The sequence below is a fragment of the Bacillus sp. YC2 genome (assembly GCF_019891195.1).
Classification (GTDB): Bacteria; Bacillota; Bacilli; order Bacillales; family Bacillaceae; genus Bacillus.
In genome coordinates, this window is record NZ_JAHXDO010000038.1 from 1 (window position 1) to 383 (window position 383).

1 protein-coding gene is annotated in these 383 nt (G+C 37.1%); it reads left to right on the top strand.

The annotated features are described in order from the left end of the window. On the top strand, window positions 1-383 hold a 383-nt coding region (locus tag KY305_RS19795), incomplete at both ends, for a response regulator aspartate phosphatase (protein WP_483862208.1).

The window sequence follows — 383 nt, forward strand, 5'->3', positions numbered from 1 at the left end:
AAAATGATTCGTCAATTCAGCGTTCCGGATGCGGAGATTTTGAAAGCAGAAGTGGAACAAGAAATAAACCAAATGGAAGAAGATGAATATTTACTGATTTATTTTACTCTCATGAAATTCCGTCACCAGCTCATGTTAGATTATTTAGAACCGGTGACCACACGAGTAAGGCCGACAATTGACGAGTTACTAGAAAAAATAGAAGCATCAAATAAAGGTATCTCGGGCCTACTGTGTTATTACTCTTTCTTTTTCCGTGGAATGTATGAATTTGATAAAAAGCAGTATGTGAAGGCAATCGGTTTCTATAGAGAGGCTGAAAAACAACTCGTGCACGTTCATGATGAAATTGAAAAAGCGGAATTTCATTTTAAGCTGGCAGA